This window comes from Terrabacter sp. NPDC080008 (genome assembly GCF_040702505.1).
In the GTDB taxonomy this organism is placed as follows: Bacteria; Actinomycetota; Actinomycetes; order Actinomycetales; family Dermatophilaceae; genus Terrabacter.
Map to the genome: position 1 here is coordinate 635227 of NZ_JBFBLC010000001.1, position 13982 is coordinate 649208.

General features: G+C 73.6%; 17 protein-coding genes. 7 read left to right on the plus strand and 10 right to left on the minus strand.

What is annotated here, in order from left to right; all coding sequences use genetic code 11:
• The first annotated feature begins 33 nt into the window (after positions 1-33).
• Positions 34-576, plus strand: coding sequence for a DinB family protein (locus AB0316_RS03025; RefSeq protein WP_366270341.1), 543 nt, complete (start codon positions 34-36; stop codon positions 574-576).
• Here the strand turns inward: AB0316_RS03025 and AB0316_RS03030 are convergent.
• The 6 genes from AB0316_RS03030 to AB0316_RS03055 form a co-directional block, all read right to left on the minus strand.
• On the minus strand, positions 563-1846 hold the full coding sequence (locus tag AB0316_RS03030; RefSeq protein WP_366270342.1) for a DUF6596 domain-containing protein: 1284 nt from the start codon (positions 1844-1846) through the stop codon (positions 563-565). The two genes, AB0316_RS03025 and AB0316_RS03030, sit on opposite strands and share 14 nt — an antisense overlap.
• Positions 1847-2275 (minus strand): YciI family protein, encoded by a 429-nt coding sequence (locus AB0316_RS03035; protein ID WP_366270344.1) that lies wholly within the window; start codon positions 2273-2275, stop codon positions 1847-1849.
• A 93-nt stretch (positions 2276-2368) separates the two neighbouring features.
• Complete coding sequence (locus tag AB0316_RS03040; RefSeq protein ID WP_366270346.1) at positions 2369-3409, minus strand: GTP pyrophosphokinase; 1041 nt, start codon at positions 3407-3409, stop codon at positions 2369-2371.
• An 83-nt stretch (positions 3410-3492) separates the two neighbouring features.
• Positions 3493-4662 (minus strand): MFS transporter, encoded by a 1170-nt coding sequence (locus tag AB0316_RS03045; protein ID WP_366270348.1) that lies wholly within the window; start codon positions 4660-4662, stop codon positions 3493-3495.
• Positions 4659-5630, minus strand: coding sequence for a cation diffusion facilitator family transporter (locus tag AB0316_RS03050; protein WP_366270350.1), 972 nt, complete (start codon positions 5628-5630; stop codon positions 4659-4661). Before AB0316_RS03050 ends, AB0316_RS03045 begins: the two co-directional genes overlap by 4 nt.
• Entirely contained in the window at positions 5627-6010 is a 384-nt protein-coding gene (locus tag AB0316_RS03055) for a metalloregulator ArsR/SmtB family transcription factor (RefSeq protein WP_366270352.1), read from the minus strand. Before AB0316_RS03055 ends, AB0316_RS03050 begins: the two co-directional genes overlap by 4 nt.
• Positions 6011-6096: 86 nt before the next feature.
• Between AB0316_RS03055 and AB0316_RS03060 the strand changes: the two genes are divergently transcribed.
• Entirely contained in the window at positions 6097-7077 is a 981-nt protein-coding gene (locus AB0316_RS03060; protein ID WP_366270354.1) for a DUF389 domain-containing protein, read from the plus strand.
• A 31-nt stretch (positions 7078-7108) separates the two neighbouring features.
• Here the strand turns inward: AB0316_RS03060 and AB0316_RS03065 are convergent, their stop codons facing one another.
• From AB0316_RS03065 to AB0316_RS03075, 3 genes are all read right to left on the minus strand, one after another.
• Positions 7109-7783: a hypothetical protein gene (locus tag AB0316_RS03065; RefSeq protein ID WP_366270355.1), complete on the minus strand. Its 675-nt coding sequence runs from the start codon at positions 7781-7783 to the stop codon at positions 7109-7111.
• A 102-nt stretch (positions 7784-7885) separates the two neighbouring features.
• On the minus strand, positions 7886-8665 hold the full coding sequence (locus AB0316_RS03070; RefSeq protein WP_366270357.1) for a pentapeptide repeat-containing protein: 780 nt from the start codon (positions 8663-8665) through the stop codon (positions 7886-7888).
• Positions 8662-9057 carry a DUF2237 domain-containing protein gene (locus AB0316_RS03075; RefSeq protein ID WP_366270359.1) on the minus strand — a complete coding sequence of 132 codons (396 nt, stop codon included), beginning with the start codon at positions 9055-9057 and terminating at the stop codon, positions 8662-8664. The genes AB0316_RS03070 and AB0316_RS03075 overlap by 4 nt, the downstream gene beginning before the upstream one ends.
• Before the next feature lie 40 nt (positions 9058-9097).
• Here AB0316_RS03075 and AB0316_RS03080 point away from each other — a divergent pair, with 40 nt between their 5' ends.
• From AB0316_RS03080 to AB0316_RS03100, 5 genes are all read left to right on the plus strand, one after another.
• Positions 9098-9550: a hypothetical protein gene (locus AB0316_RS03080; RefSeq protein WP_366270360.1), complete on the plus strand. Its 453-nt coding sequence runs from the start codon at positions 9098-9100 to the stop codon at positions 9548-9550.
• 221 nt (positions 9551-9771) lie between these two features.
• Positions 9772-10773: a hypothetical protein gene (locus AB0316_RS03085; protein ID WP_366270362.1), complete on the plus strand. Its 1002-nt coding sequence runs from the start codon at positions 9772-9774 to the stop codon at positions 10771-10773.
• A gap of 78 nt (positions 10774-10851) precedes the next feature.
• Complete coding sequence (locus AB0316_RS03090) at positions 10852-11430, plus strand: hypothetical protein (RefSeq protein ID WP_366270364.1); 579 nt, start codon at positions 10852-10854, stop codon at positions 11428-11430.
• A 2-nt stretch (positions 11431-11432) separates the two neighbouring features.
• Positions 11433-12527, plus strand: a complete 1095-nt coding sequence (locus AB0316_RS03095; RefSeq protein WP_366270366.1) for a DNA polymerase IV — start codon at positions 11433-11435, stop codon at positions 12525-12527.
• Positions 12528-12619: 92 nt separating this feature from the next.
• Positions 12620-13369: a phosphatase PAP2 family protein gene (locus AB0316_RS03100; RefSeq protein ID WP_366270367.1), complete on the plus strand. Its 750-nt coding sequence runs from the start codon at positions 12620-12622 to the stop codon at positions 13367-13369.
• On the opposite strand, the gene AB0316_RS03105 is transcribed toward AB0316_RS03100, so the two are convergent.
• Complete coding sequence (locus tag AB0316_RS03105) at positions 13366-13851, minus strand: MarR family transcriptional regulator (protein ID WP_366270369.1); 486 nt, start codon at positions 13849-13851, stop codon at positions 13366-13368. The genes AB0316_RS03100 and AB0316_RS03105 overlap by 4 nt on opposite strands.
• Positions 13852-13982 lie beyond the last annotated feature (131 nt).

The following is a 13982-nucleotide window of genomic DNA, read 5'->3' on the forward strand; positions in this document are numbered from 1 at the left end:
GATTTCCGCGCCTCGGACACTAGCGTCGGCGGCATGACGCAGACCCCGCAGACGCACCGCACCGACCCGCCGCTCGCGGCCGACGAGGCGACGACGCTCGTCGCCTTCCTCGACTACCACCGCGACACCCTCCGCCAGAAGACCGAGGGCCTGACAGCGGAGCAGCTGGCGCAGCCGCTCGCCCCCTCGAGCCTGACCCTCGGCGGCCTGCTCAAGCACGTCGCCCTCAACGAGGCGAGCTGGTTCGGCGAGGTGCTGCACGGGCGTCCGCTGCCCGAGCCGTGGGCGAGCGCCGACTGGGACGCCGACCGGGACTGGGAGCTGACCTCGGCGAAGCACGACAGCCCGGAGGAGCTGCGCCGGCAGATGGACGAGTCGGTCGAGCAGGCCCGCCGTGACATCGACGCGGCCCTCGCGGAGGGCGGGCTCGAGTTCCGCTCGGCAGAGCTGTCGCGCAAGGAGAACCAGTCGTTCACGCTGCGGTGGATCCTGCTGCACATGATCGAGGAGTACGCGCGCCACAACGGTCACGCCGACTTCCTCCGCGAGGCGGTCGACGGCGTCACGGGGGAGTGAGCGCCCGCCGCAGGCAGAAGCGCCGCAGCGGCTCCACCTCGATCACCTCGGCGAGGCCGCGGTAGCGCTGGGCGGCGTGCTCCCGCCGTCCGGTGCGCCACTCGAGGTCGGCGAGGGCGAGGGCCGCGTCACGGCTGGCGTATGCCGGACCGTGCGTCTCGAGGGACGCGAGCTCCCGCTCGACCTCCGCGAGGGACGGTCCCGCCTGGGTCTGCTGGTCGGCGAGGAGGGAGTGGGCCGTGGCGACCAGGCGCGCGACCCGGACGGAGGGGGAGGGCCAGCGCTGCTCGAGGGCCCCGTACAGCTCCACGATGCGCGCCCAGTCGGTGCGGTCGAAGGACGGTGCGATGGAGTGCAGCCCGGCGATCGCCGCCTCGATGGCGAAGCGCCCGTCGCCCGACACGGCCATCGTCGCGTCGTCGAGGCCGGCGCCGAGCAGCTCGCGGTCCCAACGCGACCGGTCCACCTCGTCGAGCGCGAGCGCGGTGCCGGTGCCGTCGACCCGTCCGGGACGGCGGGCGAGGCCGAGCCGGACGACGGCGCGCAGCCCGCGGACCTCGGTGTCGCGCGGGAAGGCGGCGACGAGGGCGTCGGCGATCGACAGGGCCTGGCGGCCGGTGTCGGCGAGGGCGTCGGCCGGGTCGAGGACGGTCCGGTGGGCAACCGTGAACATGCCTGCGACACAGGCGAGCACGACGGGCAGTCGGCGTTCGCGCTCGGCGGCCTCGGGCACGTGGAAGGCGCCGCGCGCCTCGGCGAGCGCGCGCTTCGCGCGGGTGAGCCGGGCGGCCGCCGCGGTCTCCTGCACGCCGAGGTGCCCGGCGATCTCGGGGATCGTCAGGCCGCACACGACGCGCAGCGCGAGGACCATCCGGGAGGCGGGGGACAGCGCCTCGTCGCAGGCGACGAAGAGCAGAGCCAGGCGGTCGTCCAGGCCCTCCCGTGACAGTGCGTCGGCATCCATGGCGGCGTCGTCGCTCGTGTCGGACGGGTCGGGGGCGACAGCCACCTCGGGACGGGCGAGGTCCGGCGCGAGACGGCGCTCCACGGTCCGGCGCCGGGCGTCGTCGAGCCAGGCGCGCTTGGCCACGGAGGTGCACCAGGCGGCATACGACTCGATGGGGCGGCCACCGGAGCGCTCGTGGGCGGCTGCCCGCGCGACGGCCTCGGCGGCATACTCCTCGGCGTCGTCGAGGCTGCCGGTGAAGGAGGCGAGGGCGCGCACGATGCGCGGCCACGCCTCCTCGAACTCACCCGACCCGAGCGGCACTCACATCCCCGTCGGGAAGACCTTGCGCCACTCGGTGTGGCCGGTGGTCGGCACGAGGGCGGCGATCCGTCGGGCGGTGTCCTCGTCGTCGGTCTCGACGAGGTAGAAGCCGGTGATCACCTCGGAGGAGTCGGGGAAGGGCCCGTCGGTCCACACGGCGTCCTCGACCCGTCGCCCTGCGTCGCCGCGGGTGACGGTCCCGCCGTGCTTGGTGTGCTGCAGCGCGGCCCCGCCGACGATGCGCGCGCCGAGCTCGGCGACGGCCTTCTGGAAGGCCCGGTGCTCGGGGAACGAGCCGCCGTCCTCGGGCGCCCGGCCCGGGGCGGCGGGGTCCTTGCCGGCGGGACCCGCGCCACTGGTGCGGCCCTCCAGGAACGCGTCGGAGTCCCAGTCGGCCTCGTGGATCAGGTAGGCGTACGTGTCAGCCATGGTCGGCTCCTTCTCGGACACAGGTGGCGACCCTCGCCACACCATCCTGACGAACTCGCGGCCGCGGAATCGACACGAGCGGCCACGGACTTCTCAGCTGCCGCTCTCGAAGCGCTCGAGGCGTGCCTCGAGCGAGGAACGGCGGTGGGCGTTCCCCTCGAGCTCGAGGTAGCGCGTGCCGAAGGTCGCGAGGAGCGCGTCGTCGAGGCGGCGCACCGCTCCCGGCGGGTACTTGTAGCCCATCCGCTCGATGAGGTCGGTGCTGTCGACCGGGTCGATGACCTCCGCGAGCGCCTCCACCGAGGTGATGCCGAGCTCGAGCAGCAGCCCGGAGACCCACGTGTAGTGGTCGGTGCGGGCCCAGCCGGCACCGGCATACCGGGACGCGAGGAACTTCGCGAGGTCCTGGCTGCTGATCCTCGGGTCGTGCTCGGCGGGTGGGGCGAGCGTCGGCGGCGCCGCCATCTGCAGCCGGTCGCGGATGGCGGAGAACTCGCGGTCGGCGAGCTCGATGAGCCCGGCGGCGAGCGTGAACCGGCGGTCCAGCTCGTGGGCGTGCTCCTCGGGGATCGTGCCCTTGTAGCGGATGTCGTGCTCGAACTCGGCCCACGCGTGCTGCAGGACCGTGCGGATCTGCACGGAGGCGCTGAGCCGGCGCAGCGACTCCCAGGCGGCCGGCACGGTGCGGCTCGCGTCGACGGAGACGAGCAGGTGCCGGCTGGCGTAGCCGAAGCGGCCCGCGCGCGCCGTCTCGAGGCCGAGGTCGCGGTCGTCGAGGACGGCGAGCTCCTCGTCCAGCAGCTCGGCGACCGCAGCGACGTCGTCGTGGACGTAGGTGATGACCCGCACCCCGATCTGGTCGGTGATGTCGGCGAGCGGGTCGGGATAGAGCAGCTCGCCGTCGCGTCGCCGCTTCGCCTTCACGGCGAAGGAGGCCACGGTCTTGGTGCGGCCGGTGACGCTGAGGTAGTTGATGCCCGCGTCGTCGAGCAGGCCGGTGACCATCTCGACGAAGAGCCCGGTCGCCGCCTCGAGCCCGGGGCGCACTGCCGCGTAGGCCGTCGCCGCCTCGCTGGTCTCCGTCGACGACGTCGTCGCCTCGTCGGTCGCCCCTGCACCCTTGCTCTCGGCCATGTCGCCATCCTGCCGTGGTCGCGGGCCTGGCGGCGAACGGTGGCCGCCGAACTCAGCGGCTCCCGTGCGGAGCCTGCGGGTCCTCACCGACGGGAGAGCGGCACGCCCCGGCGGCGGATGATCGAGAACTGCGAGGCGAGCGGGATGATCCCGAGGACCAGGACCATCGGCACGGCGAAGCCCAGGCGCAGGTTGTCCGAGCCGACCGCGCCCGTCAGCACGGCCCCGAGCAGCGCCCCGATGTAGTTGAACTGGTTGAAGCGGGCGACGACCTGGTCGGTCCGGTCGATGCGCTCGCCGGCCGAGCCGGCGGCCTCGCCGCCGGCGATGGCGCCCGCGGCCGAGAAGCTGAGCGGGGCGATGGTCGCGACGGCGCCGCCGAGGACGGTGAAGCCGACGACGGCCACGACCCAGCTCGGCGCGAAGACCACGACCGCCAGCGAGAGGGCGGCGACGACACCGCTGACCCGCAGCAGCCACACGGCCCCGTGGCGGTCGACGAGTCCGTCGCCGACGGCCCGCGCCAGCAACGTGGCGACGAGGTAGGGGAGCGTCGCCAGGGCCGTGAGGCCGGTGGGGGCGCCCAGGGTGCCGCCGAGGTAGACCGGTCCCCAGGTCGTCGCAGCGGTGTCGACCATGTAGAAGAGGACCATCGCGACGCCGAGCAGGGCGATGCGCCGCCACGGCACCTCGACGGGCGCGGCGGGCTCCGCGAGGCGGTCGCGACGCGCGTACGGTGCGGCGATCGCGGCCAGCGGGAAGAGCAGCAGCGGCAGCAGTGCGGGGCCGAGCTGCACGTGGGCGGTCACCAGCGTGCCCAGGGTGCCGAGGATGCCGCCCGCGGTCCAGAACGCGTGGAACGACGGCAGGATCGGCCGGCCGTAGAGGTGCTCGACCGTCACCGCCTGCATGTTGGACGACGCGTCGACGAGCCCGAGCGCCAGGCCGTAGGCGGCCAGGCCCGCTATGAAGACACCGACGGCCGGCGCGGTGAGGAGCACGCCGAAGCCGGTCGCCGCGAGCAGCAGGCCCAGGCGGACCACCCCGGCGCTCGAGGAGCGGCCGGCGACCACCTCGGCGACGACGGACCCGACCCCGGCGAGGAGCACGACCATCAGCAGCAGCCCGCTGACGGCGAGCTCGTCCAGCGACCACTTCTGCTGCACCTGGGGCAGCCGGGTGGTGAGCGAGATGAAGAGCAGGCCCTGGACGAAGAAGGCCGTGCCGGCAGCCAGGCGCGTCCGCCGGTTCACCAGTCGGCTCCGTCGCACTGCGAGCGGTCCGTGGTCTCGACCTGCAGCGTGGCATGCGCCACGTGGAAGCGCTCGCGCAGCATCCGGCTGGCCTCCTCGAGGACGTCGGGCCCGGCATCCCCCGGCGCCACGACGAGGTGGGCCGTGGCGACGTCCATGCCGGAGGTCAGGGTCCACACGTGCAGGTCGTGGACCTCCGTCACGCCCGGGACCGTTGCCAGCGCCTGTTCGAGGGCGGCGGTGTCCATGCCTGTGGGGGCGTGCTGGCCGAGGACTGCGAGCACTTCGCGTCCGAGTCCGACGGCCCGGACGGCGACGAACACGGCGATGGCGAGCGCCACGACAGTGTCCCACCAGGCGCTGCCGGTGGTCCGCACCAGCAGGGCCGCGGCGATGACCCCGAGGGAGCCGACCGTGTCGGCGACGACCTCGAGGTAGGCGCCCTTGACGTTGAGGCTCTCGGCCGCGCCGCCACGCAGCATGAGGAGGGCGACGACGTTGACCACCAGGCCGACGACGCCGACGACGAGCATCGTCCCGGACGCGATGTCCGGGCTCGCGCCGATGCGCCCGAGTGCCTCGACCGCGATGTACACCGAGACGCCGAGCATGAGCAGCACCGCCAGTCCGGACGCGAAGACCTCCGCCCGGTAGGAGCCGAACGTGCGACGGCCCGTCGTGTCGGGTCGGGTCGCGATCCGCGTGGCCACCAGGGCCGCGCCCAGGGTCACGACGTCGGCCGCCATGTGACCGGCGTCGGACAGCAGGGCCAGCGAGCCGGAGAGCAGCCCGGCCACGAGCTCGACGACGAAGAACGCCCCGACGAGCCCGAACGCGACCGCGAGCCGCCACCGGTGGCGGGCACCGGCGTGTCCCGTGCCCGCCCCGTATGCGGCGCCGTGGCCGTGGCCGTGGCCGTGGCCGTGTCCGTGTCCGTGTCCGTGTCCGTGCGTGTGTCCACCGCTCATGTGCGCGACTCGTTGTCGTGGAGCGCGTGCTCCCGGGTGACGTCGAGCAGCAGCCGGACGTGTGCGTCGGAGAGCCGGTAGTAGATGTTGCGGCCCTCCCGTCGGCCCGTGACCACCGCCGACGCGCGCAGCAGTCGCAACGCCTGCGACACGGTGGTCTCGGCCGTGCCGGTCGCCGCGGCGAGGTCACAGACGCACAGCTCCCCGGCCTCGAGGAGCGCGTAGAGCAGCCGTGCGCGGGTCGGGTCGCCGAGCAGCTTGAAGACGCTGGTGACGCGGGCCAGCTCGTCGGCTGCCGGAGCGTGGGCGGTCACCATCGCGACCTTCTCCGGGTGGACCGCAGGGGACACGCAGCCGTCGAGGCCGCTGACGGAGCTCATGGACGCCCTCTCATCTGAATGACTGTTCAGATGTCACGATCGCGTCGGCGGCCGCTTCCTGTCAATCGGGCGGCACACTGGGCGACATGCTGAGACTCACGGTCACCGTCCCGAGCGCGCTGACCGACCAGGTCACCGAGCTGCTGGCCGACTCGACGGCGGTGAGCACCCTGTCGGTCCTGCGGGGAGCAGCCGTGCGCCCGGTCGGTGACGTGGTCCACGCCGACATCGCCCGGGAGGGCACGAACGACCTCGTCGACCGGCTGAGGGACCTCGGCGTGCACGAGCAGGGCTCCCTGCAGCTGGAGCCGGTGACCACATGGATCTCGCGCCCGGGTTTCGAGGCCGACGAGCTGACACCGGGCAGCAGCGCCGATGCGGTGGTGTGGGCCGAGGTCGCGCAGCGCTCCTACGACGACAGCGAGCTCAACTGGACCTTCCTGTCGTTCATGACGCTCGCCACCCTCATCGCCGCCGTCGCGATCGTGCTCGACTCCCAGATCCTCGTCATCGGGGCGATGGTGCTCGGGCCCGAGTTCGGCGCGATCGCGGCCCTCGGCGTCGCCCTCGTGCGACGCCGGCACCTGCTCCTGGCCGTCGCCGCCCGCGCGCTCGTAGTCGGCTTCGCCGTGGCCATCGCGATCACCTGCCTCGCGGGCCTGCTCGGACGGGCGCTCGGCTGGATCACCCTGCACGACATCACCGGACCGCGGCCGAGCACGGCCTTCATCTACGCGCCCGACAAGTGGACGTTCATCGTGGCCGTCCTCGCCGCAGCGGCGGGCGTGCTGTCGCTGACCTCGGCCAAGGTCGGCGGCCTCAGTGGTGTCTTCATCTCCGTCACCACGATCCCCGCGGCCGGCAACGTCGCGCTGGGGCTCGCCTTCGGCGCCTGGCACGAGGTCCGGGGCAGCGCCCTGCAGCTGGTCCTGAACCTCGTCGCCATGGCGCTCGCCGGCTGGCTCACCCTGGCCCTGCAGCAGGCGGTGTGGTCACGGGTGCCGGTGCGACGGTCGGCGTCGCGGCTGGCGCGGCGCGTCCACGCCGAGCAGCCGCCTGCTCGCTGAACCGGCGCAGCCCGGTCGGTGTGCGCCGGGCTCAGTGCGAGGGCGACGGCGCGGGGGCCGAGGGGGCCGGCGGGAGCGTGAAGCTCGTCGACAGCGCGCCGTTGACGAGCGACAGGAGCACGCCCGTCTCCTGCCGGATGACGGTGTAGCGGCTCGCCGCCACCGGTGAGCCGGCCTGGGCCTCGTCGGAGGCGGCGTGCGCGAAGAGCCCCAGGGAGTTGAGCCGCCCGTAGTAGCTCGGGGCATCGAGCCCGGGCGGCGGCCCGTTGGCGCCGAGCCGCGTCAGGTGCTGGTCGAGCAGGTCGAGCTGGAGGGCGGCGGCGTTGCCCGTCAGGCTCATCCGGTCCAGGACGGTCACGTCGCTGACGAGGTTCGCGTAGTCCGCGAGCGCGACGGGCCGGTTGAACACCGTGCTCGTGGTCAGGCTCGGGCGCGGGAGCGCCGTGACCGTCACCGTCGGGGTCGCCGTGACGGTGGCCGTCTGCACCCGCGTGGTCGTCGCGGTCACGGTCCTCGTCTGCACCTGCGTGACGGTCACCGTCTGCGTCGGCACCGGTGTGCCGGTCGACCCCGCGACCTGGCTCAGCTCGACCTGCGGGGTGCTCCCGGAGCAGCCGGTCAGCACGAGCGCGCCGAGACCCAGCACGGCGGCCGCCGCGGCCGTCGCGGCCGTGGTGCCGGCGGTGGTGATCCGGGCTGGGCGCACGGTCGACTCCAGTGCTCGGTGGGCAATGGGTCGATTGTGCGGGCAGATCCCGCGCCGCGGTGGACTATCGCGCAGATCGTCGGAGCCCGGGAGTGGGCGCGCTCAGGTGCGCGCCGCAGCCAGCTGCGGCCGGGTGAGGAAGAGCGCCCCCTCCAGCCGGGCTCCACGCAGGTCGGCGTCGCGCAGGTCCGCTCCGAGCAGGTCGGCCCAGCGCAGGTCTGCGTTTCGCAGGTCGGCGGCGATGAGCAGCGACCCGCGCAGGTCGGCAGTGCGCAGGTCACGCCCTCGCAGGTCGGCGCCGACGAGGTCGGCTCCCGGCCGGACACGTCGGGGTGGGACGGGTATGCCGTCCGCCCGGCGCCGCCGGTCGCGCTCCCTCGCGCTGACGTCACGGAGCAGCCCGCCGACAGCGGAGCGGAGCGCCCCGAGGTCCACGGCGAGCACCTGCTCGGCCGAGCCCGCCGTGGCGGCGTCCACGTCGGCCTGCGCTGCCTGCAGCTGCGCGCGGAGCGGCTCGCCGAGCGGCTCGCCGGCCCCGAGAGCCAGGGCCTCCTCGAGGTGGGCGAGCATCTCGTGCAGCTGGCGCATGACGGGCAGGACGGCATACATGCTCTCGGCGGTCTCGGGGGCCTCGCGCCATGAGATGCCCGCGAACGTCACCTGGGAGACCTGCTGGCCGGCGCCGAAGCAGTCGAAGGTGACGCAGCCGCGCCAGCCGTCCTGGGCGAGCCGGTCGTGGATGCCGCAGCGGTGGTCGGCGAGGAGGTTGCGACAGGGCTGCCCGGCGGGCTTGTCCTCGGGGAAGTCGGCCGAGCGGGCGAAGGGCAGTGCGACGCAGCACAGCCCGAAGCACCGCGCGCAGTCGGCCTCGAGACGGGTCACAGGAGCGAGCGGGGGTCGTCGGGGATGTCGGCGGCATACGCCTGCAGCAGCTGCAGGGGTACCACCTCGAGCGCGCGCTCGTGCGTGGCCGCCAGGACGACCGGTGCCGCCGCGCCGTCCTGGTGCGCCTGCAGCCAGCGCTGGGCGACGACGCACCAGCGATCGCCCGGCACGAGGCCGGGGAAGCGCCACTCGGGGCGGGGAGTGACCAGGTCGTTGCCCACACGGCGCTGGTGGGCGAGGAACTCGCGCGTGGCCACCACGCAGATGGTGTGGCTGCCGCGGTCCTCGGGTCCGGTCGTGCAGTAGCCGTCGCGGTAGAAGCCGGTGAGCGGGTCGGTGCCGCACGACTCGAGGTCGCCCCCGAGCACGTTGCGCTCACGACCTGCCATGGGCCAAACCTAGTGGGCGCGGCGTGGCTACGCTGAGGAGATGCTGGGCGTCGCGGAGTACGAGCAGGACTACATCGACGCGTGCCGCTCACGGGTCGAGTCGCAGGTGGCGACCTTCGCCGAGGTGGCCCGCGCGGCGCGCGACCACGGCGATGCCGACATGACCGGCCTCGACGGGGCGCTCGAGTCGCTCGAGTACGAGTACTTCAACAACATGCTGCTCGTGCTGGACGGCTACTTCGTGCACCGCCTCCCGCACGTCGAGGGCCGCGACGGCAACGCGCTCAACGAGGTCCGCGTCCTCGCCCGCTCCCTCATGGAGAACGGTGGCACGCTGGTGGCCGACCCACAGCTGCCACTCGACCCGGCCCGGTCGGTGCTGGGCCTGCGCGTCGGCGACCCGATCACGCTGACGTCGCAGCAGTACCGCCGGATCTCCGACGCCTTCCTGCGCGAGATCGAGAGCCGGTTCGCCCGTCACAACGACCGGTGACTTTGCCCGTTCTTTACCAATTATGGTACGAGGCTTGACTCTGGGGGTAATGTCCCCATGTGACGGCACCGGTAGGGCCCGGTGCCACGGCTGCGACGCAGGAGCTGGAAGTGCCCGTGATCCCCGATGCGAACCGCGACGACCGACGTCGCCACCCCCAGCACGGCCGTGACTGGCCGGAGTCGCGCTCCGGGCGCGTCATGCGTCACACTGGCCGAGTGATGTCCGAAATGTCCGGTCCGACGGCTCCGGACGACGCATCCTTCACCCTGCCCGCGCGGCCGGGCGTCCTGCTGCTCGACCACCACGAGCGGGTCGACCTGCTTGCGGGAGACCCGGCCCCCCGCCGGCTGCCCGAGGGCACGGCCTCGGGCTTCGCCGTGCTCGCCGCGCTGGTGCTCTTCAGCTGCCTCGTCGGTGGGGTCACGGCTGGGCTCGTCGTCATCGGCGTCTCGAGCCTGCTGGCTGTGAGCGCGGCCCTGGTCACCGGCAACCTCGCCCTGGTGCGCGTCGGTGGCCAGCGCGGGGCCAACCTGCTGCTCGGCGTCGGCGCCGCCGCTCTGATCCTCGGCTCGGTGATCTCGGAGCAGGACCGCCCCACACCCGAGGTCGCTGCCGGCACCCCCGTCCCCGTCAGCTCGCTGGGTGCCACGCACAGCCCGAGCACGTATGCCGCCCGCACCGCCGCGCCGGCGCGCCCGGCACGGCCCTCGGTCGCCGTCACGGCGCCCGTCGTCGCCGTGGCCCCCCCGGACGCCGGCCTGACCCTGTCGCCGGATGCCCTGGCCCCCCAGCCGTCGAAGCAGGTCCCCGTCGTCCCCGCCACGGTGGCGGATGACCAGCCGGTGGTCGCCGGTGCCGAGCGCGGAGCCGAGAAGGCCGCGGCCGACGCCGCCGCCACCGAGCGTCCGGGTGCCGCTGCGAGCGCGAGCAGGTCGGCCGCCCCGGGCCAGGCCAAGGGCAACGACAAGGGCAACGGCAAGGGCGCCGCGAACGGCACGGCCAAGGGCGCTGCCAACGGCAACGGCAACGGCAAGGCGAAGGGTGTCGGCAACGGCAAGGGCGCTGCCAGCGGTCCGGCCAAGGCCGGGAAGCCCGCCAAGGCGACCAAGCCCGGCAACGGCAAGGCCAACGGCAAGGCCAAGGGGAACGGCAAGGCGAAGGCGCCGGTCGTCCGGCACGGGTTCGCGGTCGTGGGCTCTGCCGTGCGAGACCTGCTCTGAGCCCGCGAGACGACGCGGGGCCGCCCCCGCACCCGCGTGCTGCCCGCGGCACGCCCGTGCGTGTGCGACAGTGACCTCGTGGGGAAATCGACGACCCGAGCCGCGATCATCTGGTTCGTCGGCGCTGCGGTCGTGGGAGCAGTGGCCGGCGGCCTCCACGTGCTCCGTTCCCAGATCGGCGGCGCGCACACGGGCCTGGCGCTCACGGTCAGTGCCTTCGGCCTGACGGTGCTTGCTGCCGCGATGCTCTTCCACGGCGTCATGGTCGCCGCGGGTGAGCAGGACGCCCAGGCCGGCCCGGAGCCGGTGGCCTGGGACGACGAGGACGACGAGTACGACGAGTACGACCAGGACGACCGACTCGCCCAGGACGACCAAGTGGTCCAGCGCGAGCGCGCCGGCGATGACGACGGCGTCGACGCGGTCGACGCGATGGATGCGCAGCCGCAGGAGGACGAGCCACAGCCCGCGCCCGTCGCGTCCCCGGTGGACGCGCAGCCCGAGCGGCAGGACGCCTCGGCACGGGACGGCGGGACGGCATACGACCTCTCGAGCGCCGACGAGGGTCAGGCCGTCTACACGTTCCGGCGCGGCAAGCCGGTCCGCGACGACGTGCGGCGGGCGCAGCGGCCGCCCCGGCGGGACCGCCCCGCGTAACGATGGACCCGCAGCCCGCCCCGGACGGTCGAGCCTGGGTGCTGCACGTCGACCTCGACCAGTTCATCGCCGCTGTCGAGGTGCTGCGTCGTCCCGAGCTGGCGGGACGGCCCGTGATCGTCGGCGGCCGCGGTGACCCCGCCGAGCGCGCGGTCGTCTCGACGGCCAGCTACGAGGCCCGGCAGTTCGGCGTCGGGTCGGGCATGCCGCTGCGCCTGGCTGCCCGCAAGGCGCCGGACGCGGTCATCCTGCCGGTCGACGCCCCGGCCTACACCGAGGCGTCGGAGCGCGTGATGGAGGCGCTGCGGGGCCTGGGCGTCGTCGTCGAGGTGCTCGGCTGGGACGAGGCCTTCCTCGGGGTGCGCACCGACGACCCCGAGGCCTTCGCCGAACGCGTCCGCGCGACCGTGCTCAATGCCACCAAGCTGCACTGCTCGGTGGGCATCGGCGACAACAAGGTGCGCGCCAAGATCGCCACCGGCTTCGGCAAGCCGCGCGGCGTCTTCCGGCTCACGGCGGACAACTGGTTCGACGTGATGGGCGATCGCGCCACCATCGACCTCTGGGGCGTCGGCGCCAAGGTCTCCAAGCGCCTCGCGGGCCACGGGATCGAGACGGTGCACCAGCTCGCGGAGGCGGACGAGGCGGTGCTCGTCGGTGAGTTCGGGCCGCGGATGGGGGTCTGGTACTCCCAGCTCGGACGCGGCATCGGCTCGGCCGTCGTCGACGACACCCCCTGGGTGGCGCGGGGGCACAGCCGCGAGACGACCTACCAGAGCAACCTCACGACGCCGGAGCAGGTGCGCGCGGCCGTCCGCGAGCTCGCCTCGCAGGTGTTCGACGACACCGTCGCGGAGGGCCGGCCGGTCTTCCGGGTCAGCCTCAAGGTGCGCTACGCACCCTTCTTCACCCAGACGCGGGCCCGCAAGCTGCCGGCGCCCACGCAGGAGCGCGACGCTGTCGTCGACGCGGCCGTGGCCCTCGCCGAGGCCCTCGACCCGGCCCGGGAGGTGCGCCTGCTCGGGGTGCGGGCCGAGATGGTGATGCCCGAGGAGGGCGACCCCGTCGAGCGCACGCCGGTGCGCGGGCGCCTCTGACCCTCCGGCACGAGCCGGCGTAGTGGCCGTGGTCGTGGTCGTGGTCGTGGCCGTGGTCGGGGCACCCATCGCGGTGTCCTACCGTCGTGCCCATGCCATCTCCTTCTGACGACGCGGTGAACGTGCGACGACGGTTCGCCGGCGGTCGGGCGACGGGTGCGGTGCCGACCGTCCTGGTCCTCGTGGTCGCGCTCGGGCTGCTCTACCTGGTGCGCGACGCGGCCTACCGCGCGACGGCGTCGGGTGCCGCGGCGCTGCCCTCCGTCTTCGGCGGGTTCTTCGAGGTGGTCGGCGAGCTCGGCCTCGTGGTGCTGGCGCTGGTGTTCGCCGGGCTGGCCTGGCGCGCGCGGTCGCGCGGCCTCGAGCACGTCACGGTGGCCGTGGTCGCCGCGGTGTCGACCGTTGCGGCCTACGTGCTGAGCGAGGTGGTCAAGAGCATGGTCCGCGAGGAGCGTCCCTGCCGCACCCTCGTGGTGCACACGGTGGCCGCGTGCCCCGCGCGCGGGGACTGGTCCTGGCCGAGCAACCACGCGGTGATCGCAGGCGGTTTGGCCACGGCGGTCATCGTGCTGGCGCCCCTCTGGTGGCGTCTCGTCGTCCCACTCGCCGTCGCGGTCTGCATCTCGCGGGTGCTGACCGGGGCGCACTACTGGCACGACGTGCTGGCGGGGGTGTCGGTCGGCGTGCTCGTCGTGTGGTTCGGCACCTGGGCGCTGGCACCTGCAGCCCACCGCCTGCTCGAGCGTTCGGTCGACGCCGGGCCCGATGGCTGGCGGCGCCTCCTCGGCCAGGACGAGCCCGCGCCGTATGCCGTCGGGGACGACTCCGAACGGCCCCGCTAGACCGTGGCCGGTCTGGTCGACGACGAGCGGCTGCGGCCGCCCCTCGGCACGTGGTGCAGGAAGTCGACGAGCGGCGCCAGCTCGGGCACCTCGCCTGCGCTGCGGAGCGACTCCTCCAGCACCTCGTCGTGCGTGGGTGCTGCCTCGCGGTAGAGGGCCCAGCCGCGCTCGGTGAGCTCGGTGTAGATGCCGCGACGGTCGTCCTCGCACAGGATGCGGGTCAACAGGCCACGGTCCTCGAGGCGGTTGACCAGTCGGGTCGTGGCCGACGAGGAGAGCGCGGCGGCGCGGGCGAGCTGGCTCATCCGCATGTGCCAGCCGTCCTGGCGAGAGAGGGCGTCGAGCACGGTGAACTCGACGACGGACACCTCGTGGCGGCGCAAGAGCTCACGCTCGAGCGCGGCCTCGATGCGCCCGTGCAGGGCGGCCAGGGTGCGCCACCCGGAGGCGCGCACCTCGACGGCGGAGTCGGCGATTCCCATGTCCCCAGCATAGCCCGCGTTTGCAATAGGCCGCGCGTGCAACTAACGTCGCCGCTCGTCAAATAGTTGCACACGCGGCATACCAGCGACGGCAATGAGGCTGCCCGGTCGTGCGCGTCCATTCGGAAGGA

What these genes read in the sequence shown, in the direction of transcription:
- AB0316_RS03025 (WP_366270341.1), top strand. Translation starts at nt 34, where the DNA reads ATGACGCAGACCCCGCAGACGCACCGCACCGACCCGCCGCTCGCGGCC.
- AB0316_RS03035 (WP_366270344.1), bottom strand. Translation starts at nt 2,275, where the DNA reads ATGGCTGACACGTACGCCTACCTGATCCACGAGGCCGACTGGGACTCC.
- AB0316_RS03040 (WP_366270346.1), bottom strand. Translation starts at nt 3,409, where the DNA reads ATGGCCGAGAGCAAGGGTGCAGGGGCGACCGACGAGGCGACGACGTCG.
- AB0316_RS03050 (WP_366270350.1), bottom strand. Translation starts at nt 5,630, where the DNA reads ATGAGCGGTGGACACACGCACGGACACGGACACGGACACGGACACGGC.
- AB0316_RS03055 (WP_366270352.1), bottom strand. Translation starts at nt 6,010, where the DNA reads ATGAGCTCCGTCAGCGGCCTCGACGGCTGCGTGTCCCCTGCGGTCCAC.
- AB0316_RS03060 (WP_366270354.1), top strand. Translation starts at nt 6,097, where the DNA reads ATGCTGAGACTCACGGTCACCGTCCCGAGCGCGCTGACCGACCAGGTC.
- AB0316_RS03075 (WP_366270359.1), bottom strand. Translation starts at nt 9,057, where the DNA reads ATGGCAGGTCGTGAGCGCAACGTGCTCGGGGGCGACCTCGAGTCGTGC.
- AB0316_RS03080 (WP_366270360.1), top strand. Translation starts at nt 9,098, where the DNA reads ATGCTGGGCGTCGCGGAGTACGAGCAGGACTACATCGACGCGTGCCGC.
- AB0316_RS03085 (WP_366270362.1), top strand. Translation starts at nt 9,772, where the DNA reads ATGTCCGAAATGTCCGGTCCGACGGCTCCGGACGACGCATCCTTCACC.
- AB0316_RS03095 (WP_366270366.1), top strand. Translation starts at nt 11,433, where the DNA reads ATGGACCCGCAGCCCGCCCCGGACGGTCGAGCCTGGGTGCTGCACGTC.
- AB0316_RS03100 (WP_366270367.1), top strand. Translation starts at nt 12,620, where the DNA reads ATGCCATCTCCTTCTGACGACGCGGTGAACGTGCGACGACGGTTCGCC.
- AB0316_RS03105 (WP_366270369.1), bottom strand. Translation starts at nt 13,851, where the DNA reads ATGGGAATCGCCGACTCCGCCGTCGAGGTGCGCGCCTCCGGGTGGCGC.